The organism is Ruegeria sp. B1 (genome assembly GCF_056535885.1).
Window position 1 is genome coordinate 4409341 of the sequence record NZ_JBQFJA010000001.1, and the last position, 23202, is coordinate 4432542.

The 23202-nt window shown below is 54.8% G+C and carries 17 protein-coding genes and 1 pseudogene; 6 read left to right on the forward strand and 12 right to left on the reverse strand.

What is annotated here, in order from left to right; all coding sequences use genetic code 11:
• The first annotated feature begins 8 nt into the window (after positions 1–8).
• From ACR3ES_RS21865 to ACR3ES_RS21890, 6 genes are all read left to right on the forward strand, one after another.
• On the forward strand, positions 9–1625 hold the full coding sequence (locus ACR3ES_RS21865; RefSeq protein WP_480424512.1) for an MFS transporter: 1617 nt from the start codon (positions 9–11) through the stop codon (positions 1623–1625).
• Between the two features lie 76 nt (positions 1626–1701).
• Positions 1702–5442 carry a nitrate reductase subunit alpha gene (locus ACR3ES_RS21870; protein ID WP_170437346.1) on the forward strand — a complete coding sequence of 1247 codons (3741 nt, stop codon included), beginning with the start codon at positions 1702–1704 and terminating at the stop codon, positions 5440–5442.
• Positions 5439–6968, forward strand: coding sequence for a nitrate reductase subunit beta (narH, locus tag ACR3ES_RS21875; RefSeq protein ID WP_480634756.1), 1530 nt, complete (start codon positions 5439–5441; stop codon positions 6966–6968). The genes ACR3ES_RS21870 and narH overlap by 4 nt, the downstream gene beginning before the upstream one ends.
• Positions 6958–7671, forward strand: a complete 714-nt coding sequence (narJ, locus tag ACR3ES_RS21880) for a nitrate reductase molybdenum cofactor assembly chaperone (protein WP_170437340.1) — start codon at positions 6958–6960, stop codon at positions 7669–7671. Before narH ends, narJ begins: the two co-directional genes overlap by 11 nt.
• A 12-nt stretch (positions 7672–7683) precedes the next feature.
• The gene (gene narI / locus ACR3ES_RS21885; RefSeq protein ID WP_170437338.1) at positions 7684–8469 is read left to right on the forward strand and encodes a respiratory nitrate reductase subunit gamma; all 786 of its coding nucleotides are present in this window, start codon (positions 7684–7686) and stop codon (positions 8467–8469) included.
• A gap of 5 nt (positions 8470–8474) precedes the next feature.
• Positions 8475–9305: a peptidylprolyl isomerase gene (locus tag ACR3ES_RS21890; protein ID WP_170437336.1), complete on the forward strand. Its 831-nt coding sequence runs from the start codon at positions 8475–8477 to the stop codon at positions 9303–9305.
• A 329-nt stretch (positions 9306–9634) separates the two neighbouring features.
• Here the strand turns inward: ACR3ES_RS21890 and ACR3ES_RS21895 are convergent, their stop codons facing one another.
• From ACR3ES_RS21895 to ACR3ES_RS21950, 12 genes and pseudogenes are all read right to left on the reverse strand, one after another.
• Positions 9635–9853: an ArsR/SmtB family transcription factor gene (locus ACR3ES_RS21895; RefSeq protein ID WP_480424514.1), complete on the reverse strand. Its 219-nt coding sequence runs from the start codon at positions 9851–9853 to the stop codon at positions 9635–9637.
• A 515-nt stretch (positions 9854–10368) separates the two neighbouring features.
• On the reverse strand, positions 10369–11172 hold the full coding sequence (locus ACR3ES_RS21900) for a glycosyltransferase family 2 protein (RefSeq protein ID WP_480424515.1): 804 nt from the start codon (positions 11170–11172) through the stop codon (positions 10369–10371).
• Positions 11169–11624, reverse strand: a complete 456-nt coding sequence (locus ACR3ES_RS21905; RefSeq protein ID WP_170437334.1) for a GtrA family protein — start codon at positions 11622–11624, stop codon at positions 11169–11171. The genes ACR3ES_RS21900 and ACR3ES_RS21905 overlap by 4 nt, the downstream gene beginning before the upstream one ends.
• Positions 11624–12775 (reverse strand): FAD-dependent oxidoreductase, encoded by a 1152-nt coding sequence (locus ACR3ES_RS21910; RefSeq protein WP_480424517.1) that lies wholly within the window; start codon positions 12773–12775, stop codon positions 11624–11626. The genes ACR3ES_RS21905 and ACR3ES_RS21910 overlap by 1 nt, the downstream gene beginning before the upstream one ends.
• On the reverse strand, positions 12772–13626 hold the full coding sequence (locus tag ACR3ES_RS21915; protein WP_480424518.1) for a hypothetical protein: 855 nt from the start codon (positions 13624–13626) through the stop codon (positions 12772–12774). Before ACR3ES_RS21915 ends, ACR3ES_RS21910 begins: the two co-directional genes overlap by 4 nt.
• A gap of 178 nt (positions 13627–13804) precedes the next feature.
• The gene (locus ACR3ES_RS21920; RefSeq protein WP_170437328.1) at positions 13805–14647 is read right to left on the reverse strand and encodes a TIM barrel protein; all 843 of its coding nucleotides are present in this window, start codon (positions 14645–14647) and stop codon (positions 13805–13807) included.
• Positions 14644–15612: a Rossmann-fold NAD(P)-binding domain-containing protein gene (locus ACR3ES_RS21925; protein WP_170437326.1), complete on the reverse strand. Its 969-nt coding sequence runs from the start codon at positions 15610–15612 to the stop codon at positions 14644–14646. The genes ACR3ES_RS21920 and ACR3ES_RS21925 overlap by 4 nt, the downstream gene beginning before the upstream one ends.
• A 152-nt stretch (positions 15613–15764) precedes the next feature.
• A complete protein-coding gene (locus tag ACR3ES_RS21930) occupies positions 15765–17303 on the reverse strand; it encodes a hypothetical protein (protein WP_480634757.1) in 1539 nt (512 codons plus the stop codon).
• A gap of 696 nt (positions 17304–17999) precedes the next feature.
• A pseudogene (locus ACR3ES_RS21935) lies at positions 18000–18200 on the reverse strand (transposase); the annotation flags it as partial.
• Positions 18201–18427: 227 nt separating this feature from the next.
• A complete protein-coding gene (locus tag ACR3ES_RS21940) occupies positions 18428–19243 on the reverse strand; it encodes a calcium-binding protein (protein ID WP_170437322.1) in 816 nt (271 codons plus the stop codon).
• A 152-nt stretch (positions 19244–19395) separates the two neighbouring features.
• Positions 19396–21711, reverse strand: a complete 2316-nt coding sequence (locus ACR3ES_RS21945; protein WP_480424521.1) for a molybdopterin-dependent oxidoreductase — start codon at positions 21709–21711, stop codon at positions 19396–19398.
• A gap of 3 nt (positions 21712–21714) precedes the next feature.
• A complete protein-coding gene (locus ACR3ES_RS21950; RefSeq protein WP_170437318.1) occupies positions 21715–23187 on the reverse strand; it encodes a PALP domain-containing protein in 1473 nt (490 codons plus the stop codon).
• Positions 23188–23202 lie beyond the last annotated feature (15 nt).

The window sequence follows — 23202 nt, forward strand, 5'->3', positions numbered from 1 at the left end:
ACACCTCAATGGCAAGAGACCTCACAAACTATGCGCCAGATGACGAGGCCTTCTGGGCTTCTTCCGGCAAGGGGATTGCGAACCGTAACCTCTGGATTTCCATACCTTCGCTGCTCTGCGGCTTTGCCGTCTGGCTGTACTGGGGAATCATCACTGTTCAGATGATCAATCTCGGTTTTGCGTTTGAGAACTCGCAGCTGTTCACACTGGCCGCTATCGCGGGCCTGACTGGGGCGACACTGCGCATCCCATCGACCTTCTTCATCCGGATCGCGGGCGGTCGAAACACGATTTTCTTCACCACTGCTTTGCTGATGATTCCCGCAGCACTGACCGGGCTCGCGCTTCAGGATCCGAATACGCCACTCTGGTGGTTCCAAATCCTTGCGTTCCTCTCTGGTATCGGCGGCGGCAACTTTTCCTCGTCCATGTCGAACATCTCGTTCTTTTTTCCCAAGAAGATACAGGGATATGCCCTTGGCATGAACGCTGGATTGGGAAATTTCGGCGTAACCACCATGCAGATTGTGATCCCGTTGGTCATGACATTCGGTCTGTTTGGTGGCGAGCCGATGATCCTGGAAAACACTTCGGGTACGTTCTTTGCCCGCATTCCCGCAGGTTCAGAGACCTACATTCAGAACGCAGGCTTTATCTGGCTGGTCGCGTTGATCCCACTCGCGGTTGCGGGTTGGCTGGGTATGAACAACATCCGTGACGAGCATGTGTCGCCCGACATTCCCAACCCGATCGTTGCGTTCGCAATCATCGCGTTCATGTTGTTAATCGGCTTTGTCACGGCGGCCTTTGGAGCCTGGCTGATGCTGCCCGGCGTAGATGGCGGCTTGCCGACATCGGGTCTTGGGGTGTCCAAGTGGATCGTGCTGCCCATCGTGATTGCACTGACCGTGCTTGGGCTGAAAATGATCCCGGGTGCCGTGGGCCAAAACCTGACCCGTCAGTACAGAATCTTCGGCAATAAACACACCTGGGCGATGACGGTCATCTACACCATGACTTTCGGAAGCTTCATTGGGTACTCAGCGGCGTTGGCCCTGACCATCAAAGTCGTCTTTGGTTTTCAACACCTCATGGTCGATGGTGTGATGACCCACAACACGGTAAACCCGGATGGTCCTGCGGCATTAATGTTCGCATGGATGGGCCCCTTCATTGGTGCGCTGATCCGTCCCATCGGCGGAATGATGGCTGACAAGCTGGGCGGTGCCCGTGTGACGCAGTGGATTTCGATCGTGATGGTCGCCTCTGCGCTCGGTGTGGCCTACTTTATCCAGCAGGCCTACGCCTCGGCGACACCGCAGGATTACTTCCTGCCATTCCTGATCCTGTTCCTGATCCTTTTTGCGGCAACGGGTATCGGTAACGGCTCGACCTTCCGCACCATCGCGGTTGCGTTCGACAAGGAACAGGCTGGACCGGTATTGGGCTGGACTGCGGCTGTCGCGGCCTACGGAGCCTTCATCATTCCCAAGGTCTTTGGCGAACAGATGAGCGCCGGAACTCCGGAATATGCGCTCTACGGTTTTGCAGCGTTCTATCTGCTCTGCATCGTCATCAACTACTGGTTCTACCTGAGGCCTAACGCCTACATCAAGAACCCTTGATCTGACTGAAGGCGCGCGCGCCGGCGTCGGTCCGGCGCGCGTCCACCCCGAACTTGCTCGGAGAAGGAGCCAAAAGATGAGCCACTTGCTCGACAGATTGAACTTCCTCCAGTCCAACAAGCTGGAAGAGTTCGCCAACGGCCACGGTCAGGTCACCAACGAAGACCGCGGCTGGGAAGACACATACAGAAACCGCTGGCGCCATGACAAAGTCGTCCGTTCGACCCATGGGGTGAACTGCACCGGGTCTTGCAGCTGGAAGATCTACGTCAAATCCGGCATCGTGACTTGGGAAACACAGCAAACGGACTACCCGCGCACACGCCCGGACATGCCCAACCACGAACCACGCGGCTGCGCGCGAGGGGCATCCTACAGTTGGTATCTGTATTCGGCGAACCGGGTGAAGAACCCGCTCATTTGCGGGCATCTGATGAGAATCTGGCGTGAAATGCGCAAGACCAAGACGCCGATTGAGGCTTGGACTGCGATCCAGAACGACCCCATCCTGCGCACCTCGTATACGTCCAAACGTGGCTCGGGCGGGTTTGTCCGCGCTACCTGGGATGAAGCCACCGAAATCACCGCAGCGGCAAATGCCTACACGGCCAAGACTTATGGGCCCGACCGCATCTTCGGCTTCTCTCCAATCCCAGCTATGTCGATGATCTCTTACGCGGCGGGTTCGCGGTATCTGTCGCTGATGGGCGGTGTCTGCATGTCCTTCTATGACTGGTATTGCGACTTACCGCCGGCCTCACCCATGACATGGGGTGAACAGACTGACGTGCCGGAAAGTGCGGACTGGTATAACTCCAGCTACTTGCTGATTTGGGGCTCGAACGTTCCGCAAACCCGGACACCTGACGCCCATTTCTACACCGAGGTACGCTACAAAGGCACCAAGTCGGCCGTCATTTGCCCGGACTACTCCGAGGCATCGAAGTTCGCAGACGTGTGGCTAAACGTAAAGCAGGGCACCGATGCTGCGCTTGCCATGGCCTTTGGCCACGTGATCCTGCGCGAATTCCATATCGACCGTCAGGCCGAATACTTCGAGGACTATTGCCGCAAGTACTCTGATATGCCCATGTTGGTGCGCCTTGAAGAGAAGGACGGCAACCTTGTTCCCGGCCGTTTCTTGCGTGCCGACGACCTCGACGGCAAACTTGGTGAAGACAACAACCCCGAATGGAAGACCGTCGCCTTAGACGAGGACAGCGGCACGCTGGTTTCGCCGAACGGTGCCATTGGCTATCGGTGGGGCGAGAAAGGCGAGTGGAACCTTGAAGAAAAGGCGGATGGTAAAGACGCCAAACTTCAAATGTCGCTCATCCTAGATGACGACCATGACGACGTCCGCGGGGTCGACTTCCCATATTTCGGCAGCGCAGCGACCGAAGCTTTCACAACAGGCGACAAACGCCCTGATGTGCTGACCAAGAACGTCCCGGTCAAACGGGTACAAACCCCGGATGGTGAGGTTTTGGTTGCGACGGTCTTCGACCTTTTCTGTGCCAACTACGGCGTGGATCGCGGGCTTGGCGGCGATTGGGTGGCCACATCCTATGATGAAGACGTTCCCGGAACTCCAAAATGGGCCGAGAAGATTACCGGCGTCCCCGCCGACAAGATTACCCATGTGGCCCGCGAGTTCGCGGAGACCGCCGAGAAGACCCAAGGCAAGGCCATGGTCATCATCGGCGCAGCCATGAACCACTGGTATCACATGGACATGAACTACCGTGGCGTCATCAATATGCTGGTGATGTGCGGCTGCGTGGGTCAATCCGGCGGTGGCTGGGCGCACTATGTGGGTCAGGAAAAGCTGCGTCCGCAAACGGGCTGGCAGCCGCTGGCCTTTGCGCTCGATTGGGGCCGTCCGCCACGGCACATGAACTCAACTTCCGCTTGGTACGCACATACTGACCAATGGCGCTACGAGACGCTGGAAGCGAACGAGATTCTGTCACCAACCGCTCCGGAAGGAGATTGGGACGTCAGCATGATCGACTACAATATTTGGGCCGAGCGCATGGGCTGGTTGCCGTCGGCGCCGCAGCTCAAGACGAACCCGCTGGAAGTTGCCAAACAAGCGAAAGCGGCCGGAATGGAAATCCCGGCCTATGTCGCACAACAGCTGAAATCCGGTGAACTGGAAATGTCCTGCGAAGACCCGGATGATCCTGCGAACTGGCCGCGCAACCTGTTTGTCTGGCGTTCGAACCTGCTGGGATCAAGCGGCAAGGGGCACGAGTATTTCCTGCGGCACCTGCTGGGCACGGACCATGGTGTTTTGGGCAAAGATCTGGGTGAAGAAGGCAAGACGCTGCCCAAGGAAGCCAAATGGCACGAGAAAGCACCCGAAGGCAAACTTGATCTTCTGGTCACCATCGACTTCCGCATGTCCACTACAGCCGTCTACGCCGATATCGTCCTGCCGACGGCGAGTTGGTATGAAAAGGACGACCTGAATACGTCGGATATGCACCCTTTCATCCACCCATTGCAGGCGGCTGTGGATCCGGCCTATGAGTCGAAATCGGACTTCGAGATCTTCAAGGCAATCGCCAAAAAGGTTCAGGAGGTTGCACCCGAGATCCTGGGCAAAGAGACCGACATCGTTTCGCTGCCCTTGCTGCACGACATGCCGGCCGAAATTGCACAGGATCAGGTTCGCGATTGGAAGAAAGGCGAGTGTGACCTCATTCCGGGCAAGACCGCGCCTGCCTATGTGGCCGTGGAACGCGACTACACCGCGATCTACGACCGATTCACCGCGCTTGGGCCCCTAATGGACAAGCTTGGTAATGGCGGCAAAGGCATCACTTGGAACACTCAGGGAGAGGTTGACGATCTTGCGGCGCTGAACGGTGTCAAACAAGACGGCGCAACGAAAGGACGGCCGAAAATCGAGAGCGCGATCGACGCGTGCGAGGTGGTCCTGATGCTGGCACCCGAGACCAACGGCAACGTCGCCGTGAAGGCTTGGGAGGCGCTGAGCGAAGGAACCGGGCGGGAACATGCCCATCTGGCCGATGGCGAGCATCACCAGAAGATCCGTTTCCACGATATTGCTGCACAGCCGCGCAAAATCATTTCCTCACCCACATGGTCTGGTATCGAAAGCGAGAAGGTCAGCTACAATGCGGGCTACACCAACGTGCATGAGCTGATCCCCTGGCGAACCCTGACCGGGCGGCAGCAGTTGTATCAGGACCACCTGTGGATGCGGGCCTTTGGTGAAGGCTTCATGTCTTATCGCCCGCCCGTCGACCTCAAAACCATTACCAAAGAGGTCAACAGGGATGCACGTGATGGCAATCCGCATCTGGTTCTCAACTTCATCACGCCGCACCAAAAATGGGGCATCCACTCCACCTATTCGGACAACCTGTTGATGCTGACGCTGAACCGTGGCGGTCCGGTGGTCTGGATCTCTGAGAACGATGCGGCCAGTGCGGGCATCAAGGACAACGATTGGATCGAACTCTACAACGTGAACGGCGCTCTGACCGCCCGAGCCGTTGTCAGCCAGCGGATGAAGGACGGAACCACGTTCATGTATCACGCGCAGGAAAAGATCGTGAACACACCCGGCTCGGAATTGACCGGCAAGCGCGGTGGCATCCACAACTCGGTCACCCGCGCTGTCCTGAAACCCACCCATATGATCGGCGGCTACGCTCAACAGTCCTACGGCTTCAACTACTACGGCACCGTGGGCTGCAACCGGGACGAATTCGTCGTCGTGCGGAAAATGCAAAAGGTCGACTGGCTCGACCGCGAAGCGACCCAGAAGGAGGCAGCGGAATGAGAGTGCGTGCACAAATCGGCATGGTGCTGAACCTCGACAAATGCATCGGGTGCCACACCTGTTCCGTGACCTGCAAGAACGTGTGGACCACACGGGATGGGGTCGAATACGCTTGGTTCAACAACGTGGAAACCAAACCGGGAACCGGCTATCCAACGGACTGGGAAAATCAGGCCAAGTGGAACGGCGGTTGGGAGCGGACCAGTTCCGGCAAGTTGCAGCCAAAGCAGGGCAGCAAATGGCGAATTCTCTCCAACATCTTTGCCAACCCGGACCTGCCCGAGATCGACGACTATTATGAACCGTTTGATTTCGACCACGATCACCTGAAGTCGGCCCCGGAGATGGAGGCGTTCCCCACGGCACGCCCCTATTCCAAGATCACCGGCGAGCGGATTGAGAAGATCGAGAAAGGTCCGAACTGGGAAGAGATCCTTGGCGGCGAATTCGCGAAACGGTCGGACGACTACAACTTCGAAGGCATTCAGAAAGAGATCTACGGGGAATACGAAAACACCTTCATGATGTATCTCCCCCGGCTCTGCGAACACTGCCTGAACCCGGCCTGTGCCGCATCCTGCCCCTCGGGCGCGATCTACAAGCGCGAAGAGGACGGGATCGTTTTGATCGATCAGGAGAAATGTCGCGGCTGGCGGATGTGCGTTTCGGGCTGTCCCTACAAGAAGGTCTACTACAACTGGGAAAGCGGAAAATCCGAGAAATGCACACTTTGCTATCCCCGGATCGAAAGCGGCAATCCGACCGTGTGTTCCGAGACCTGTGTTGGGCGCATCCGGTATCTAGGCGTGATGCTTTATGACGCTGACAAGATCGACACCGCCGCCAACGCACCGAGTGAACAAGAGTTGTATGATGCGCAACTGGATGTGTTCCTCGATCCGTTCGACCCCGTGGTGATCGAAACCGCGCGTGCTGACGGCATCCCCGAGGACTGGATCACTGCGGCGCAGGAAAGCCCGATCTGGAAAATGGCGATGGAGTGGAAGGTCGCTTTCCCGCTGCATCCCGAATACCGAACCCTGCCGATGGTGTGGTACATCCCGCCGCTCTCACCGATCCAGAACGCTGCTGAGGCCGGCAAAATCGGCACGGACGGCATGATGCCCAACGTGAAGGACCTTCGAATCCCGGTGCGGTACCTGGCCAACATGTTGACCGCCGGTGATGAAGCACCTGTCGTCAGTGCATTGGAGCGGATGATGGCCATGCGCGCCTACATGCGGTCGAAAACGGTCGACGGTGTCATCGATGAGGCGATCGCCGCGCGCGTTGGTCTCAGCGCCCGTGTGATTGAGGACATGTACAAGATCATGGCCTTGGCGGACTACGAAGACCGGTTTGTCATTCCGACAACGCACCGTGAACAGGTCGAAGAGGCGTACGACCTAAAGGGCGGCTGCGGATTCACAGATGGCAATGGCTGCTCCACAGGCACCTCGAAGGCGTCTCTGTTCGGAAAATCCAAAAACCACTCAAAATGCCGGAGGCGTTGCAATGACCATTGATCGTACATTCAAAGCACTCTCGCTGGTCCTCAGCTATCCGACCCGTGAGCTACAGCACGCCATGCCTGAAATCGGAGGCGTTCTTGTCTCGGACACGCGATTGACATCCGCAGCGCGCCGGGCACTGCGTCCGCTTGTCGAAGAGTTGGGCGGGCACGACATCTACGACCTGCAAGAGACCTATGTGGCGCTCTTTGATCGATCACGCACACTGTCACTGAACCTCTTTGAACATGTTCACGGAGAAAGCCGGGACCGAGGCGGCGCGATGGTTTCGCTGGTCGAGATGTATCGCGATGCCGGCTTTGAGCCTGCAACCAGCGAGCTTCCTGACCACCTGCCAGTCCTTTTGGAATTCCTGTCCACGCGTCCCTTTGCCGAGGCACAGGAAACCTTGGCGGACGCGGCCCATATTCTTGAGGCTTTGAATGCCCGGCTGTGCCGGCGAGAAAGTCCTTATGGTGCCGTGTTCGCCGCTTTGTTGCAGCTCTCCGGTGCGCAAGCGGACGAAAAAGCTGTCGCGGAATTGCTGGAAGAGCCTGACTCAGACCCCGAAGACTTGGAAGCGCTGGACAAGATTTGGGAGGAATCCGAGGTGCGCTTCGGTCCCGATCCAAATGCCGGATGCCCCGCAACCCGCGACATGCTCGCGCGGATGGATACACCTATCAACCCAAACCCCGCATCCTGTGCGGCGGAGTAAGGGAGACAGAACATGTTCGCCAATTTCGACATAGATTTCGCGCTCTTCGGCGTTATGCCCTATGTGGCTTTGACAATCCTCATTGTGGGTTCCATCGCGCGCTACGAACGCGATCCGTTCACCTGGAAAAGCTCCTCAAGCCAGCTCTTGCGTCGAAAGCAGCTGGTCTGGGGGTCCGTCTTGTTTCATGTGGGTATTCTGACCGTGTTTTTCGGGCACCTCTTGGGCTTGTTCACACCAATCTGGGTCCTTGACGCGATCGGCGTTCCATATGCTCTGAAGCAATGGATGGCCGTTCTGATCGGCGGTCCGGCTGGCATCGCTGCACTGATCGGTGCAACCCTGCTTTTGCACCGTCGGTTGGGTGACCCGCGCATCCGCGTGACCTCAAGCTACCCGGATATCATCATCATGGTGCTGATCTGGCTGCAGCTTGTCATCGGTCTGCTGACCATCACGCAGACCCTGCAACACATGGACGGTGGTACCATGGTCTTGTTCATGGAATGGTCACAGAGTGTGGTCAGTTGGAACCTGAACGCTTGGGCGATGGTCGTGGAAGTTCACTGGCTCTACAAGATCCATATCTTCCTGGGGCTTCTGATCACGATGCTTTTCCCGTTCACACGGCTTGTGCATATGCTCTCAGGCTTCGCGGCGCCGTTTCGATATCTCGCACGCTCGGGCTATCAAATCGTGCGCTCGCGCAGACACGAAGCGCTGGGAACGCCGCGCAACATCCTGACTGCAGCCGCCAAGGCCAAGGCAGTTGGTCCAATAAGCAATCCTGCGGAGTGAGCCCGGTGAAAGCGCTTTTCCCTGATCTCGTCGTCAATGGTGAAACGGTACCGTCTGCCCGGATTGCGGCAGAGACGCAAAATCATGACAGCCCAAAAGGTAAGCCAGGCATTGCTTGGCGCAAGGCCGCCAATGCGATTGCAGTGCGCACCTTGCTGTTGCAAGAGGCGCGTAAGCGGCGGATCGAAGCGCAAGTTCAAGAGGTGAGCCCTGGAAAGTTTGAAACAGACGAGGAGGCCCTTGTTCGGGGCCTTCTCGAAGAAGCTGTGCTGGTATCACGTCCATCCGAGACATCTGTTCGTGCCGAGTGGGAAAGAGACCCGGAGCGTTTCAGGTCCCCGCCTTTATGGGAGGTGTCTCACATTCTGGTTGCCTGCGACCCCAGAGATGAAAATGCGCGCCAGGCAGCACATGCTCGGGCGGTTGATCTGACAAAGCAGGCTTTGGAAAATTCCAACGGCTTTGCCAAGCTGGCATCCCGTGAAAGCGACTGCGGCTCAAAAGAAAGCGGCGGAGCATTGGGCCAACAGAGTCCCGGCGATACGGTTCCTGAATTTGAGGCCGCGCTGCGCGGCCTTGCACAAGGTACCATCACAGCCGAGCCCGTTCTTACGCGCTACGGCTGGCATATCATCAAGATGGATGCCGTTGCAGAGGGCGCTGTTTTGCCCTTTGACGCTGTGAAACAGAAAATTGCCGATGCCATAGAGAAGGCATCCTGGGCGCGTGCGGCCAAAGACTTTGTGCAAACCCTGGTTTCCTCGGCAAAGATATCCGGCGCAGACCTCCGACCGGTCTTGGATAGGCGACCGGATCATGCACCGCATCAACACTGACTGCATGAAACCGATAAGTGCCAAGTTCATTAAGAAGCCGCCTGCCGCAGCGAAGCAGGTCTGTGCTATGGTCTTGCACCTGCAGTGAATTTCCTGAGTGCGGGCTGCGATCACAACATCCAGTGGGAAGCTAATGTCTTGGTCTGCATCAGGAGCGAACAGCCACTATGCGGGCTGCGACTGCAGCATGCCAATTAAGCCTTCAATGTCGGGAGTCGGCCATTCGTTTAACGCATCTGCCCTAAGGGAGTAACCCGACATTGACCAAAGCGATTTATTACAACATGCTGATTTTCCTCCAATGGCGGCACAAATTCCAACATTTATGACTAGTGTCCTTCTCGTGCTAAGGCGGAGGCCTCTCGGAGAATGGCTTCGACTCTCTCCTTACGCAGTTTGTAGAAGACCCAATTCTTGACCCTCTTGCTCTGCACGATCCCTGCTTTTTGAAGAACCTTCATGTGGTTCGTCACTGTAGGCTGCTTGAGCCCAATCTTCTCGGTTATGAAACCTACGCAGACGCCGTCATTGATGAGGTCATCATCCACCTGCGGCGGGAAACCTACAGACCCTACGGGCCTGCTGCCTAAACACGCGACCCGACCAGAATTGGCAAAGGCAGTCAATGATGCGTAATGACCGGGCCAACGGCGAGACAAACCCGTCTGATTCAACGCGCCTCATAAGCGCGCCAGGTTGATCAGGGACCTCCCCAGCGGATTTCCATCAGGGCCAGCGGCTCCTTCGAAGCTACACAAATAGGCCGGACATATGAAAGCAACCCATCACCGCATCAGGACAAAATCAACCCTTGCCAAAGGCGGCGTCCACATATGAATCATGCCAGTCCCATAATGTGATTCCCTCTGGTCGACACAACCTGGGATGCACGAGGGCCCGTTCCAGATTTTCTTGTAACCTGCTGGTGTCCAACTTCTAATCTGCGCGGCTGTCACACTCTACTCTAGTGCCCGACAGGATTTTTCAGAAATGTCGGTCACTCCGGAAATTTGGGACAGCTTGCATCAAAAGAACGATTCCTTGCACGCAAGTTTCTGTTAGGTCAAGGGGTGTATGCACCCAGCGCGACCCGCAATGTCTGCATGAGAAGATGTAGCTTACCATAAAACCCTGAGATTTTTGTTGGTGTAGCTTCACCCGCAGGGTACTCTCTTTTCACGGGAACTTGACAGACTCTGAGTCCCAATTGCCCGGCTCTGACCGTAAGATAAAACAATAGCTCGTATCTTAGAAAAATGTCGCGGAAAGGTTGCACATTGGGATGCAGTAGATATCGCGTTGAATACGCCCTAAACCCATTTGTAGTATCGGTGAACCAATGACGACCTGCGAGGCTTAGTATGGGCGCGTGTATTAGACGGTTTGCAATTGTTCTTTCGAGTGGCGTGTTTTGCGACCCACCGCCAGACAGATAACGAGAACCCTGCACATAGTCAAAACCGCGCTCTAGTTGCTCAACAAAAAGCAAGACTGCCTCAACACCGTCTTTTCCATTGCCGTCCACGGTAATGATGCCGTCATATCCTTGGCGGATGCACCAAGCATAGGCAATGCGCAACTGTGCCGATAGCCGACCTTCACCAGTCTTGGTAAGTACTGCGCGCACGCCCGCATTTTGCAGAAACTCCCTTTCAGTCGAGCCATCGGTCGAGCCGCCATCTGCCAAAATGACATCGGTCGGCAATCCCATAGCTTGAATGCGCAGCAATTGCTGCCGGATACGATCACCCTCGTTCAGGACAGGTATCACGAGCGCGAACCGTGTGTTTTTGGCGGCCATGATGTCTTCTTGGAAGCTTGGCAATTCCCAGTTCATCTCTTGGTCGCCTACATGATCCTGGGTCATTGCTGTTCTCCGTCGGCACCGTTGGCAGAAGTATTTTCTGCATTGGCAATGAAAACAAATGCCTTGCTAAGCGCGAAATTCAGAAAAAAGGACAGGGCGGCTGCTGCGCACAATATCAACAGCTCTTTTCCATTGTCATCTATGAAGCGCGAGACCCCGGCGATGATCCCGAGCCGAAACAACAGGGTCGCAACTTGTACAAGGGCGAACTTCGAAAAACGAGCCCCAGACAGTGCTCGGCGCCGTCGCCGGAATGTCCAACATTCGTGCAGTATATAGTTTGTAAGAAGACCCAAGGAAAAACCGATGCTGGCGGCGCCCATCAATGGAAGCCCGACCCACACGGCCAAGAACCAGGCAACTGTAATGTCCAGCGCCAATCCGATAAGGGCAACGCCGAAGAAACGCGTAAACTCGGTGACCGAAGACCATCCAGACCCAAGTTTTGTCATCAAACACGGCCCAAAAGGTGGGTCAGATCGGCTTTCGTCCACTCCGGTCGCGATGTTTTGACGAGATCAAATAGGTCGTAAACATTGTCGATTTTTCCGCCCAAAACAGAGATGATCCGGCTGTTGGAAGGTTGCCTGTGAAAAAGGATCGGTCGACCATCATCGCGTTCGTTCTTGGTTAGAACCGTCTTTACTTCGACCAGCGATTTCTTGACCTCTAAGTCGTCGAGGCAAGGCATGTATCGCGCTGCGTCGTTGATCATGTGTTTTGCCATGCTTTGTCGAGGATACTGTCTGAGTACGTCGTCGGGTGGCGGTGAATCCGGGCTATCTTGCCAGCTCAGATGCGGTGTGTATCGGACATGAGTCATTGAATATAGGTCTTCAGCCGGATACGGCATAATAGAAAAAAACGGGCCGTCCATCACGGTTACAGCCAATCCGTTCATGTCCGCGGGTTGTCGCACCAGAACAATCTCGGTCACCTCATGTTTGAGTGCCGCTAAGGGTACCATAGTACTTCGAATTAGTTGGTTTACATTTGCGTATGTAACATTGAACACGGTTCCGACCCGCATTTCTCGACCGTCGGCAAATCCGACACGGACGGCATCTAGCTCCTCTTTCAACGCAATGACTTTCGCACCAAATTCCAAATCTAATCCCGCCGTGTCGACCTGGTTCAGCAGGTGTTCACGCAATCGACTGTAGTCAAATGCATACTCGGTGCAGTCGAATACAGCCTCAATCATGTCGGGCTGGAAAAGTGCCTGCCGATTTGGGGTGGTTACGCTGATCGGAGCGCCAATATTCTCGAACAGATGTCTGAAACGTTCAGCAGATACGCTCGAGTTTCTCGAAGAGATCGCGTAGAGCATATCAAAATCGTCGACGACGGCGTCTCCGAAATCACGAACAAACCGACGGTGCAGCATCATTGACCTTGCAGCAGTCAACATACTCCGCGGATAGTGGTATCCAGTGTGAACACGGGCCTGGTTGACTCGGCTGGCCCGAGTCATGGCATTTTCTGTCGCGTCAACGATCTTAATGCGCGGTATAACGGATCGTAAGAACAATGCGAGACAACAACCATAAAATCCCGCGCCGACTATCAGCACATCGGCATCATTTTCCTTGGCTTGGCTCATCTGTTGGTCTGCTCGGTGACCGCACTGGTCAGGCCATTTGGAGTGTCTTGCGACTGCTCCACATTCAACTCCTTTAGCACCTCAGAGAAGAGATCCACGTTACTCTTCTCTTCCAGAACGCTCGGACCGGTGTCGGGCAAGAGCAGATCAATGACTTTTTGAAGCCCAATTGCCAGGGCAAAAATCGCGGTACTCAGAAACGCCGAGGTCATCGATAGAACCAATGAAGTTGTCAGCCAGCCCGGCTCAACCTCGTCGAGCGTCAGCCAGGCCAGGACGGCGTAGACCATGTAAGTCAAGGAAACGAGGAAGACGCCCCCTGAAAGCAGCGTGACCCACCACAACAAACGCGGTGCCACGGCAACAATCAATTTGTGCAAAAGCTTCAGGCGCCGTTTGAAATCTCGAAAGTCCCTGGGGAAATCCTGGCTCAACTCAGGTAAGGTCAGCACGGGTACCGAACTTGCCGCAGGCACAAAACGAAGGGTCAGTTCGGTATCTGGATGGGTCAGAAGCGTGTTCAGGATCGGACGCGGAAAAGCCATGCTTTGGGTTTCGCGAGATCTGACACGATACCCGCTTAGGGTTCCGAAGTATCCTAATAACGGATCGAGGAGGCCTGTCTGTCGACGCTTTGCAACTGTTACACTTTTGCTGTCCTGCGCGTTCTCTACCATGGTTGCTAGATCCAGATGCGCTGCTTCCTGTGTTGTGGTAAGGACAACGACATCACCGATCGCCTCTACCGCTGCCAGCGCCCGGGCGCCATATGAATCGGTGCCGTTGGGCAGCAACAACTGGCGAAGATTGCGAACGCTATCAAACAATTCCGGTTCAAAGGCCTCAACCATCACCAAGATTTCCCAGTATCGGAAACGAAGACCCAGATCGCGCGCGATACGGTTGACCACCTCTGGCCGAAATGTGTCCACGGCATCGCATAAACAAATCGAGACAAGCAAATCTTCCCGACGCCGCAGCGAGTCCGAGGCATTTGGTATAGTTGTGTTCATTCTCGTGCCCTTCTCGTTAGTCCACGCCAACCGCATTCCTGGCAGAGCTGAAAAGCTGCAGAGACCGCTGTAGTACATTGAGAGACTTGTCTTCGTGCGACTTCATCTCGATTGATACGGCATGTTCGTAGGAAGAGGCCTCCAATTCGGGCAAAAGTGCCTTAACCGTTTCGGCGTTGGCTGGCGCCGGCGAGAGGTCTGGCTCACTAATGTGAACGTGAGACAGCCAAGGTCCTGACTGGTCGACAAGATTACCTATCTGGTCAAAGGTTCCATTAACTTGCAACTCGCCCAGATCCAAGTTGAAGAGAACAGCTTTGTGACCGAGCGTCCTAACAAATTCCAGAGCTGCATGTCCGGTCGTGAGAAAGTTGGTGCCATAGACTTCTGGATTGGCCTCAAGTGCGAGGTTGGTCCCTTCGGCAGCAGCGCTGTCACCAAGATCAGAAAAGTATTCGGTTGCAATAGCGTGGGCCTGCCCAATGGGCATACCTTCGGGCACCACACGCTGCCGCGGAGAGCCGAACACAAGGTTTCGAATGCCCATGCGGCCTGCCAGTTCGATTGAGCGCTGTAAACCTCTCCGCGTGTTCAACCGTTGCTCCGCGGAGCCAAAAACGGCCGCATCCTCGACACCAAAAAGCAGTGATTGCATCGAAACTAGGTTCAATCCGGCTGCTTTGATTTCGCCCATGGCACGTTTGAAAGAGGCCATGTCGGGACAAAACGGATCCTCCGCATCCGCAAACAGCAAGGGGGGCGCGATCTCTAACCCGGTTATCTGGTTGTCAGCTAATAGAGCATAGGCCTCATGACGATCCTGAAATCGCCAGGCAATATTGGAAACTGCAAAGATCATTCTCTAACGCCTCCCGCTGTGACGAATTCTGCAATATCCTTCCGAGTTACCGCTGCATCTTCAATGTAGAAACCGTCCCGCCCCCAAAGCGCAGCATACTTCGTCCGCATATCTTCCGCATGCAACCGCGCTGTTGAGGACGGCATTTTTTTTCCTTTAACGGCCTCAAAAATGACAGAGGCCAGTTGGGGCTCAGTTCCGAGGTGAAGACAGTTTAGGTTATGAGAGACGGCCATTGAGATATCACTCCAAAGCCGTCTCATGTCGTAGAACTGAAAGCTAGAGTTTGGATTCGTGAACTGCATAGAAGAAAGCCCGTTTTCTATTAGCGCGGCCTCCAACTCAGCGCGAGGCCGCAGCTTTGATAGCTTTGCGCGATCTACCACATGCATCCCTGCCTCAGGTTTCAGATCGAATATCTGAGAAATAGGGCATGTTAGTGCGGCGGGCAGAACATCCAGGACATGCGACATCTTCTCTTCGGTTAGCATCGTAGGCACAGGGTTCATCAAATCGAAAATGAAGTTTTTTTTCAGCCCCTCACCATACAAAGCCGGTAGTCTGATTATGTGACAGGCCGGAAACCGTTCGGCACAAAAACTTTCCAAGTTACGGCGGTGGCGCCCATATGCAATTTCCGTTTGATAACACGCATCGGTCTCGTTGTAGCGACCAGCAAAATCATCGAGCACAGCGATAGAAGAAATAAGGATAAATCTTCGAGCCTCTATCTGATTTAGCTCCTGGCAAAGTGCCTCAATTTGCTCGGCGTCCCTTTCAGGAAATTTGTTCGCCAGCATCATCGAACCGGGGGCAGCGGCGCAAACAACCGTGTCGAAATTCTGGCCGCGGGCTTGTACAACGGTTTCAGAGTTGAAAATCGCATCAAAACCATGCTGTTCACACAGGCTGCCGCCCACGAATCCGGTCCATCCAATTAGGGCTTTCGAGTTCTTGGTCTTCATGTTGTTCCTCTGGAAAGCACTTGGGCAGAAGTCGGTTCGATGAGATGTTGCGCCACTTTCAACATGCCGAGGGGTTTAGTGTACTGCTAACCTAGGCGCAATGTACGCAGAACAACTGCAACATTTTAATTCCCTCTTGTTGTTGCCAGTACCTAGCGACTTCCAATACTTTTGAATACGACCCAGCCGCCTGCACTATAGGTTGGCTTTGCCTGCGCGATGGAGCCATTTGCCATGGCATCTGCTGATGACATGATCACCCAGTCTGGCGATGGCACAAAGGTTTCAAATTGGCTTAGGTCCAGCGCCGCATAATGTGCGGAGGCTGCGCTGCGTCCTTCGGACCCGCTGGGGTCACCCCGCAAGTTCACATACCGGTCAAAATTTTCCTGCAAGCACATGTCAGCGAAAGGGAAACCATTGCCGCTATATGTTCCGCGACCGCTGATCAAGGGAATCGCGACACTCAACTTTCCAGGCGCTGCAATCTCGTCTCCCGGTTTTGTGTTCTCGGCAATCCAATCAATGACAGCCCGATCACCTTGATCTAAAAAATCTCCCGCCGTGTTCTGCTGTCGAAGTGCCCAAGGCGCGCCGACGGATAGCAATACTACACTGATGCTAAAGATTGAACTGGCTGATATAGGCAGCACGTTCCGTGACACGCGCGTCAGCAAGGTGCTGGCCCATAAACGCAAGGCCAACCCGATCAGTAGAACGAAAACAATCAAGGCAACTATCTCGTCAAATCCCTGCGTTGCTTCATGAAACAGAACTGCCGTTACAACGATCAAACCGAGTTGCAGATAGAGTACAAGCTTTGATGGCGCGGCTTCTTCTTTTGATGATGGACGCCTCAGCGCGACACTATCTGCCAGAACCACTGCGATCATCAGGCCGACCGACACTACAAACATCCAATAGCCGAATGCCAGGAAACGTGACGGCGACAGCAAGATGAGCGTTGTCGATACGGGATAGAGTTCCACCAGAACATACTGCGCCAAAAGTGAGCCACCGTAGTACAGACTAAACCCAATCGGTACGATAGACAGATACCGTCGACTGCTGAAGACCAACACGGTGATTGCTACGAGAAACCAGATCATTAGGAACAATACCGGATCGTACCAATGATCAAGGCCGAGTGGCAAGAAACGCGTCGGTAGGTAGTGCTCGGGGTGTAAGTTGACGAAGTACTGGACATACTCTTGTGCCGAGAGTGCCCCGGATGAGGAGTTGAGTCTCAGAAAAATAGCGCCAGCAAGGACGGTACCGACGATCTTGCACCCGTGTAACCAGCCGCTGCGGTTCGCCGTTGAAACAATCATCGCAAAAATGCTCGCTCCGATTGCGAAGGCGGGATGAAACAGGGCAGATAAGAAAATGATCAGGTACCCAAGAAAAATGAACCTCCGTAACTGGAGGCTTGTAAGGTACAGACCACCGAAAAATGCGCTCAAGCTCAGCAAAGATGGGTGGAAATAGAATCCCCACGCCTGCCACCAGGCCACAGTGAGCCTTTGAATTTTTTCGGGTTCAGCAATCGCGGCGAGAATAAAGACGAACAAGATCGGGCGCAATGCGGGAAGATCGCGGGGCAAAATGCTGGCAAGACCCAAAAAAAAAGTTAACGGCAACAGAGCGCTGTTGAGGTACATCCAGAGATATAGCGATTGATCCCATTCCAATCCCAGACGAATGGGCCAATCCGTCAAACGCCCAAAAGAGCACGCCCATTGTCGGGGCTGAAGCAACTGGTAACAAAGTCACCGGTGATGAATCCGGGACTTTGAACCTCAACGTAGTAGTAGGCCATGTCCAGGCTCGGCCACCCCCACGGTGTATGCCCGCGAACCACAAATAGCACCACAGAAATCAAAAACAAAAAAACTGCTGCAGATAGCTCTGAGGAACTAGCGCGTGTGTCAGGCTGAGCATGTGCCATCATGTTTCTGTCAGAATAGATGAGTGAATGGAATAGGGCGACACCAAAGATCCAAGCAGACCTTGACTCGTAACCTATCTCGGCACGCCGCTGTCAGCAAGATGACGAACATGGTAGAATCTGCGATAAACCTGATATACTGAGATCCAGTCCTAGAAGTTTTCGCCGCCGAATATCTAATGGAACAACCAACTCAAGGGTACAGCGTGTTGAGCAGCGACCTAGCGAGTCGGTTAGCTGGAAAGCAGTGGGCAGTTGTTGAAACGTTTAAATCGGAATCGGTGAGTGGCGACGAGGGTGATTTGTTCCCTGTGATTAGCATCACTCAGATCCATGTAAGGCGGTACCGCGTGCAATTCTGGATTGTTGGTGCTATCGCTGTTCGAGCAGCCTGATGCAATAGCCAGCTCTGACCAGGGTTGAACATTAGGGTCAGGATTCACAACCAGTGTATGACGGCTGCTGCGAGTACGATGGTTGAGAGGAAGACCTTGGAGCAACGGTCATAGCGGGTCGCCAAACGCCTCCAATCCTTTAACCTGCCAAACATGATCTCGATGCGGTTTCGCCGCTTGTATCTGCGCTTGTTTTACTTGACCGGCTTCTTGCGCTGCTTTCGACCGGGGATGCAGGCGCGTAACCGCCAACGGCTGCCTCACGATCTCTTCATAGTGCTGCAGCGCTCTTTCGAAAGCTGAGCCAAGAAGTTCGCAGGCGTTTGTTTCGCATCTATCTATGTATTTCGCTTGCGAGCCGCTGACCATCGACTGGCGTAATAGTATGATTGGTCGTAGAAATGCTGGCAAGAGAAGCTTTTGTTTGATCCGACTGTAAGAATCAGGGGCGCAATATGCGCCTCTGCATAGTTTAAAATACGAATATGTCTTCTTGCGATTGATCAAACGTTGCGGAGATGAATGCATCATGATCAAGGGTTGTACCATCTGCAAAAACAAACTCATCCAGTTGGTAACGATCAGCATTCGAACTGGCGTATTCGCGTAGCACCGTTATCGAGCCAGCAATACCTTCGACGCCAATCACTAGATCATCAATGCCGTCTGCATTCATATCTGAGAGGAAACCGAATACATCTGCTTGTTCGATCCCATCGCCGGAGAACAGACGGTAATTCTTCTGATAGTTTGAAGAGTTTTCGCCAATAGTGTCGGTGCCTTTACCACCCCGGAACACATAGTCGTCGCTTTCGCCCGACCCATTGAAATGGTCGTTGCCCGCAGTGCCGAGGGTTGCGGCCATAAACTCTTGCCGGCTCAGCACCGTGCCATCCGAGAACACAAACTCGTTGATATGCTGGCGGTCGGAAATGCTGCTGTCGCTGCCGTAATCCAGAATGGTGATCGTACCGTCGGCGTTCTTCAGACCGATGGTCAGATGGTAGATTCCGACATTGCCACCTGTATGAGTGCTGACCGCATACAGATCATCCACGGTGATCCCATCACCGAAGATCAGCCGGTCGTTCTCCTGATAGTTAGACGAGTTCTCCTCGATGGTGTCGTTGCCTTGTCCTTTAGCAAAGAAGTACGAAAATAGACCTTCGCCACCCGCCAATGCGTCATCGCCAAGGCCACCATCGAGGAAGTCGTTGCCTTCACCTCCAGAGATGCTGTCATCGCCTTGGTTGCCCGCCAAATAGTGAGCATTATTGTCTGTAGCCACTAAGCTGGCTGAGGATTCACTTCCGACATCGAATGTATAATTCGACCCATAGGCGATGCGCGTCTACATATCGGATTGACCGGGCCTGGTGGTCTACAACTTTTTAACAGTATCCACACAACGCGCCCCCCTGGCACGCCCGCATGCGGCGTTCACGAAAGATCTTCGATCACCGGCGGATCAAAAGCTTCTATGGGTAGGTCCGTCTCGTATCGCTCAAGCGCCACAAGACATGAATGCGCGACGGGCCCCTGAGCCAATTCCGAGGTCCCTGAATCTCGGGTTACGAGATTTGGGTTTCCATGGCGACACAGCAACGTTCCGTCCGTCTGCTCAACGGCGTCAAGCCACGCGCCTGTGCTCATCCGAACGACGCCAGGCAACAGGCTCCGATCAAGGACCGTGGTTGCGAGACAGGCACCGCGTGCGTTATGAACACGCACGCAATCATGGTTTGATAACCCCTGTCGACGAGCATCGTCGGGATGAATGTAAAGCGGGGTGCGACCATGTAGCTTGGCAGCTCGACTGATACGCCCATGATCCAGTTGCGAATGAAGCTTGTCGGCCGGTTGGCTTGAAATCAGATGAAACGGTAGTTCCGCCGTTGCATTGCCAAGCCACTCGCGCGGTTCGTGCCAGGCCGGATGCGGTAGGATGCTTGTCTCCGGGAAGGAGGAAATTCGATCGGATGTGATTTCGATTTTGCCACTCGGTGTTTTCAAAGGCGCCTGACGCGGGTCTTCACGGAATGCCGTAAACGCATCCCATGACACCTCGGGGATATCCGTTTCGAGCACGCCTGTTTCCATAAATGTGTTGTAATCAGGTAATTCGACCCCGGAATGCAGCGCCAGATCGCGGCTTTTTCGGTATAGGTGTTCCAGCCATTCCTCGGTGCTCCGATCTTCGGAAAACTCCGTTTTGACGCCTAGTCTTTGGCTGATCCCGCGCAGGATGTCATAATCATTTCGGGCTTCTCCGACAGGCGGCACGGCGGCTTTCATTGCGATGATGAAGCGGTCGCGTGGTGTGAGCATGAGATCGTCACGCTCCAGCGGTGTCGTACAAGGGAGCACGATGTCCGCCCGTTTTGCCAATGCGTTCCAGCACCAATCGTGCACGATCACGGTTTCCGGTTTCTGCCAGGCCATGCAAAGCCGACTGAGATCTTGATGATGATGAAAGGGATTGCCCCCCGCCCAATAGACAAGCCGTGTGTCAGGATACTGGCGCAGTTCCCCATTGTACTGATAGGTTCCGCCTGGGTCCAATAGCATGTCCGAGATCCTGGCAACGGGAATGAAGTCTTTGACTTTGTTTTTGCCCTGCGGAAAGGCAGCATACCGAAGGTTCAGCCGCTCCATCCCAACCGAGTTCGACGCACCATACCCGTAGGAAACACCACCACCTGGCAGTCCGATTTGGCCCAGCATCGCTGCCAGAGTCGTTGCCATCCAGAAAGGTTGCTCTCCGTGTTCCTGGCGTGTCAGCGACCAGCTCACGGAGATCATTGTGCGCGTTTCCGACATCCGTTTCGCTAACGCAATGATATCGTGCGCTTCTATGCTGGCGATACTGGCCGCCCACTGCGCCGTCTTGGCGATTCCGTCTGTTTCACCATTTAGATAGGCTTTGAACTGGTCAAACCCATGTGTGTATCTGTCCAGGAAGCTGGCGTCATGCCAGTTGTTTTGCACAAGTTCATGGGCCAGCCCCAACATAATTGCGACGTCACTGCCAGGGCGTGCAGGGATCCAAGTTGCACCCAGCTCGTCAGACATATCGCTTCGACAGGGAGAGATGTTGGCAAATGAGACGCCAGCATCGCGCGCCTTGCGCAATCCCTGACCGGTACGGTGGTATCCGGTACCACCCGCAGTGACCTGGCTGTTGCGCACCGGTATGCCACCAAAAGCAACAACCAAGCCAGTGTGGTCTATGACAGATTGCCAGGATGGTGGTGCGTGGATGAACCCGGTCGCATCTCCTACGATGTGGGACAGGATCACCTCGCCCGCCGCAAGTGAATAAGAGTTCACCGAACGGGTGTAGCCGCCTATGCAGTTCAAGAACCGGTGCAACTGACTTTGGGCGTGATGAAAGCGTCCGGCGGACGCCCAGCCATACGAGCCGCCAAAAATTGCCTGATTGCCATAAGTTTTGCGGACCCTGTCCAACTCGTCCGCAACCAGCTTTTCCGCCGTGTCCCAGGACACTCTGACAAATGGATCATTGCCGTTGCGGTTTGGCGGATCGCCGCGTTTGCCTTCCAGCCAGGCCTTGCGCACCATCGGGGTTTTGATGCGTAGGGGACCGTCCAGCGTATCCAGATACCCCTGCATGATATTGGAAGGCTCCGGGTCGCGCTCGAAAGGATGTAAGGCGCTCAGCTTGCCGTCTTGGACCTCGGCCCGATACACCCCCCAATGGGCCGCTGTTAGGGACAGTTTCGTGCGATCCGCCATGTCTCAGGCCTCGTTGAAGCTTTCGATCATGCCGTCCCAGACAGGCACCAGATCAAGCAACCCATCCCAAAACGACTGATCTCGGCGGCGGTCAAAATCCGCCAGCGTCGTGCCTTGCTGTTCGACCCAGGTGTAGTAGCCCAGGTTGAAGACCCGTTCGCGGTCGGTGCGGGTCATCTCAATCATGTTGTCCGTCGTCGCCCCAAGGATAGAGCGACCAAGGGCTTCGGCGGCATTCACCTCATCGAACCCGTGTGCAAAGTACTTCTTCTGAGCAATCTGCAGTTCGGTCTGATACATATTCGCACCATCGGTTGCGACGGTCATCACCACATCATCGCTGCCGAGATCCATGTATTTGGCGTATTTGATCGCCCCAATGATATTAGCCAAGGCAGACAGGCCGAAATTGCCAAGCTCTGCAATCGTTTCTTGTCCGATACCGCGATATTTGGACAGGTATTCACGCCCAGAGGTAGTGTTCGCAACCATGTTCATACCGTCGCTGGCACGATCCGAAACACCGATCACGAAATCCGCGTTCATCACGTTGTGGATCAGCGGGACATGCTTATCGCCGATCCCCTGGATGTTGTGCTCACCATAGCCATTGAGCAGAAGCGTCGGGCATTCCAGCGCTTCAATCGCGCCAATCTGAGTGCCCAGCGATGCCTTGAGGTGGTCGCCCGCTGCGATCGTGCCGGCAGAGCCAGTGGCCGAGACAAAGGCACGCGCGGTCAGATTGCCCGAGGCATTTAGATGGTGAAAAATACGTTCCATCGCCGGACCAGTCACGGCACGGTGGATGATGTAGTTTCCGTATTCGGCGAACTGATTGAGGATCAGGTTTTCCGGGTCTTTGTCCAACTCATGACAGGCGTCGTAGATTTCCTTGACGTTACTTTCAGTGCCCGGAGTTCGATAGATATCATTCGGATCGGTCAGCCATGCGTTCAACCAATCAAAACGCTCCCGGCTCATCCCTTCGGGCAAAACCGCAACGGATCTGCATCCCAGGAGATTAGCAATTGCGACCCCGCCGCGACAATAGTTGCCGGTTGAGGGCCAGACGGCACGGTGTTTGGTGGCATCAAAGACGCCAGACATCAGGCGTGGGATCAGACATCCATACGCTGCCAGCACCTTGTGGCAGTCGATCATCGGGAAACGGTTGCCAAGGGCCACCACGATCTTGGCTTTGACTCCGGTCAGATTTTCGTCCAGCACGATATGCACAGGGACATCGGCCAAGGTCCTACGGTCCTGTGCATTGTGCCAGTGAACCCGAAACAGGTTCGCCGGATCGGCAGCATCGGGGTCGGCCTCGGAAATCCCGCCCATCCTACGCGCAATATGCGTCGCGGGATCCGCGAGTTCCGCAATCCTCGGCAAGAGGACACCACGTCGGTGAAGGTGTTCCACATTGCGCTGATAGGCCTCACGATCAACAATAGTATCCTCAAGTCCTGGCGTCATGGCACCGGCCTTTCT

Excerpts from the sequence above, each read along its gene's own strand:
- ACR3ES_RS21865 (WP_480424512.1), top strand. The coding sequence starts at position 9 with ATGGCAAGAGACCTCACAAACTATGCGCCAGATGACGAGGCCTTCTGG.
- ACR3ES_RS21870 (WP_170437346.1), top strand. The coding sequence starts at position 1,702 with ATGAGCCACTTGCTCGACAGATTGAACTTCCTCCAGTCCAACAAGCTG.
- narH (WP_480634756.1), top strand. The coding sequence starts at position 5,439 with ATGAGAGTGCGTGCACAAATCGGCATGGTGCTGAACCTCGACAAATGC.
- narJ (WP_170437340.1), top strand. The coding sequence starts at position 6,958 with ATGACCATTGATCGTACATTCAAAGCACTCTCGCTGGTCCTCAGCTAT.
- narI (WP_170437338.1), top strand. The coding sequence starts at position 7,684 with ATGTTCGCCAATTTCGACATAGATTTCGCGCTCTTCGGCGTTATGCCC.
- ACR3ES_RS21900 (WP_480424515.1), bottom strand. The coding sequence starts at position 11,172 with ATGACCCAGGATCATGTAGGCGACCAAGAGATGAACTGGGAATTGCCA.
- ACR3ES_RS21905 (WP_170437334.1), bottom strand. The coding sequence starts at position 11,624 with ATGACAAAACTTGGGTCTGGATGGTCTTCGGTCACCGAGTTTACGCGT.
- ACR3ES_RS21910 (WP_480424517.1), bottom strand. The coding sequence starts at position 12,775 with ATGAGCCAAGCCAAGGAAAATGATGCCGATGTGCTGATAGTCGGCGCG.
- ACR3ES_RS21915 (WP_480424518.1), bottom strand. The coding sequence starts at position 13,626 with ATGGTTGAGGCCTTTGAACCGGAATTGTTTGATAGCGTTCGCAATCTT.
- ACR3ES_RS21920 (WP_170437328.1), bottom strand. The coding sequence starts at position 14,647 with ATGATCTTTGCAGTTTCCAATATTGCCTGGCGATTTCAGGATCGTCAT.
- ACR3ES_RS21925 (WP_170437326.1), bottom strand. The coding sequence starts at position 15,612 with ATGAAGACCAAGAACTCGAAAGCCCTAATTGGATGGACCGGATTCGTG.
- ACR3ES_RS21945 (WP_480424521.1), bottom strand. The coding sequence starts at position 21,711 with ATGGCGGATCGCACGAAACTGTCCCTAACAGCGGCCCATTGGGGGGTG.
- ACR3ES_RS21950 (WP_170437318.1), bottom strand. The coding sequence starts at position 23,187 with ATGACGCCAGGACTTGAGGATACTATTGTTGATCGTGAGGCCTATCAG.